This is a genomic window from Mesorhizobium sp. M5C.F.Ca.IN.020.29.1.1 (assembly GCF_003997375.1).
Taxonomy (GTDB): Bacteria; Pseudomonadota; Alphaproteobacteria; order Rhizobiales; family Rhizobiaceae; genus Mesorhizobium; species Mesorhizobium wenxiniae.
Map to the genome: position 1 here is coordinate 1 of NZ_RZSW01000704.1, position 2,594 is coordinate 2,594.

Here is a 2,594-nt window from a genome sequence, read left to right on the forward strand (position 1 = left end):
GCCGTGCTCGGCTGCGCCGGCACGTTGAGCAAGTTGACGGCGCGGAGCAGCGTCGATTTGCCGGAGCCGGAGAGGCCCATCAGGACGGAAATCTCGCCCTCGTTGACGGTCAAATTGGCGCCGGCGCAGCCGAGCACGGCGCCGGTCTTCTCCAGGATTTCCTGACGCGTCGCGCCGCTGTCTACGAGCGCCAGCGCTTCCTTGCGCGCCGCGCCGAAGATGATGTCGACATTCTTGAAATCGACCGCGGCGCTCATTTGGCGGCTCCCGTGCCGATACGGCTGATCCGGTCGAGGATGATGGCGAGCACGACGATGGCGAGGCCGGCCTCGAGCCCGAGCGGGATGTTGACCGAGTTCAGCGCGCGCACCACCGGCTTGCCAAGGCCGTTGGCGCCGATGAGCGCAGCGATCACGACCATGGAGAGGCAGAGCATGATGCACTGCGTCAGCCCCGCCATGATGGTCGGCAGCGCCGCCGGCAGCTCTACTTTCCACAAGAGCTGGCGTTTTGTCGCGCCGAAGGCCTCGCCGGCCTCGATCATCGGTTTCGGCACCGAGGTGATGCCGAGATGGGTCAGGCGGATCGGCGCGGGAGCGGCGAAGATGACGGTAACGATGAGGCCGGGAGCGATGCCGAGGCCGAAGAGAATGAGCACCGGGATCAGGTAGACGAAGGTCGGCATAGTCTGCATCAGGTCGAGGATTGGCTGGAGATAGCGGTAGCCACGCTCGTTATGCGCCGCCCAGATGCCGATCGGCACGCCGATGGCCATGGAGGCCGCAGCGGCGGCCACGACCAACACCAGCGTCTCGACGGTTTCCTGCCAGAGATCCTGGTTGACGATGAAGAGGAGGCCGAGCGCGACGGCAAGCGCCAGCTTCCATGATTTCTGCAGGTACCAGGCAAGCCCGGCTATGGCGGCAACCAGGAGAACCGGCGGGACGAGCAGCAAAAGATCGACCAACCCGTCGAGAACGACGGTGAGCCCGTCGGCGATACTGTCGAAGAACCATTCGAAATTGGTGGTCAGAAAGTCGAAGAAGGTCTTGCCCCACCGCCCGATCGGGATCTTGAAGCTCGAAATCAGTTGCGAAACCGGATCCATGGCAAATGTCCCCTCATTCTACTTCGCCCTCCCCCTGGCGGAGTGGGTCGAACCGCGCAGCGGAGTGGGGTGGTCACGGTTATGCTCCGTTCTGCACCACCCCCACCGCGGCGCGTGCCGCGCCGACCCTCCCCGCAAGGCGGAGGGTGTAAATCTGCTACGAACCCAGCGCAGTTTTCACGGCGGCCGCGGCGTCGCCGCCGTCGAAGGTCGTCACACCGGCGAGCCATGGGGTAATCGCGTCTGGATTGGCCTTGAGCCATTCGGTAGCCGCGGCCTTCGGGTCGGCGCCATCATTGAGGATCGCACCCATGATCTCGTTTTCCATCTTGAGCGAGAACACCATGTTCTTGAGCAGCGCGCCCACGTTCGGGCATTCGGTGGTGTAGCCGGCCCGGACGTTGGTGGCGACGGTCGCGCCGCCGAAATTCGGGCCGAACACCTCGTCGCCACCCGACAGATAGGCCATCTTGATGTTGGCGTTCATCGGATGCGGCTCCCAACCGAGGAAGACCACGTCTTCGCCTGATGCGGCAGCCTTCTGCACCGCCGACAGCATGCCGGCCTCCGAGCTTTCGACGAGCTCGAAATCCTTCAGGCCGAACTTGTTGGAGGCGATCATGTCGAGGATCAGGCGGTTGCCGTCATTGCCGGCTTCGATGCCGTAAATCTTGTTGTCGAGCTTGTCCTTGAACTTGGCGATATCCGCGAAATCCTTGAGACCGGCGTCATAGGTGTGCTGCGGCACGGCGAGCGTATACTTCGCGCCTTCGAGGTTGGTTACGACCGTCTCGACCGACTTGTCTTCGAGATAGGGCTTTATGTCGGCTTCCATGGTCGGCATCCAATTGCCGAGGAAGACATCGACGTCCTTGTTCTTCAGCGAGGTGTAGGTGACCGGAACCGACAGGACCTGCACGTCGGGCTCGTAGCCGAGCGCTTCGAGGATAACGCTGGCGGTAGCGGTGGTGGCGGTGATGTCGGTCCAGCCGACATCGGCAAAACGCACCGGCTTGCAGCTTTCCGGCTCGGCGGCGAGTGCGCCGCCCGCGGAAAGAAATGCCGCCAGACCGAAGCCGGCGGCGAATAGTTTCATACGCGACATCATGTATTCTCCCATTGTGATCTATCGGCGAAGCGAAGTTGCGGTTTTGTCTCCACCTTGTTTCGTCAGCCAAACACCATTCTGGTGCGGTTTCAAGCGATAAGACAATCGCGACCAACGGCGCGGGCTGGCCGATCAGCGACACGTTCGCCGCTTTCTGGTGAAATGTCAGGACGCCCCCTCCCCGCGCCGGGACAACTCGGCTTAAAAGGGCGGCATGGCCAAGCTGTACTTCCACTACGCGACAATGAATGCCGGCAAGACGACGATGCTGCTGCAGGCCTCGTACAATTACCGCGAGCGCGGCATGACCACGATGCTGTTCGTCGCCGGCCACTACCGCAAGGGCGATACCGGGCTGATCTCGTCGCGCATCGGCCT

Annotated in this window: 3 protein-coding genes and 1 pseudogene; 1 reads left to right on the forward strand and 3 read right to left on the reverse strand. The window is 62.6% G+C overall.

Translation table 11 applies throughout. The annotated features are described in order from the left end of the window. From EOA85_RS32370 to EOA85_RS32380, 3 genes are all read right to left on the reverse strand, one after another. Positions 1 to 257: ATP-binding cassette domain-containing protein (locus tag EOA85_RS32370; protein WP_127212437.1), on the reverse strand; the 257-nt coding region annotated here is incomplete at its 3' end. Beyond that, positions 254 to 1,108, reverse strand: a complete 855-nt coding sequence (choW, locus tag EOA85_RS32375; protein WP_065011919.1) for a choline ABC transporter permease subunit — start codon at positions 1,106 to 1,108, stop codon at positions 254 to 256. The genes choW and EOA85_RS32370, both read right to left, overlap by 4 nt. 157 nt (positions 1,109 to 1,265) lie before the next feature. Next, positions 1,266 to 2,213, reverse strand: coding sequence for a choline ABC transporter substrate-binding protein (locus EOA85_RS32380; RefSeq protein ID WP_082982767.1), 948 nt, complete (start codon positions 2,211 to 2,213; stop codon positions 1,266 to 1,268). Between the two features lie 217 nt (positions 2,214 to 2,430). Between EOA85_RS32380 and EOA85_RS32385 the strand changes: the two are divergent. Further along, a pseudogene (locus EOA85_RS32385) lies at positions 2,431 to 2,594 on the forward strand (thymidine kinase); the annotation flags it as partial.

What these genes read in the sequence shown, in the direction of transcription:
- EOA85_RS32380 (WP_082982767.1), bottom strand. Translation starts at nt 2,213, where the DNA reads ATGTCGCGTATGAAACTATTCGCCGCCGGCTTCGGTCTGGCGGCATTT.
- choW (WP_065011919.1), bottom strand. Translation starts at nt 1,108, where the DNA reads ATGGATCCGGTTTCGCAACTGATTTCGAGCTTCAAGATCCCGATCGGG.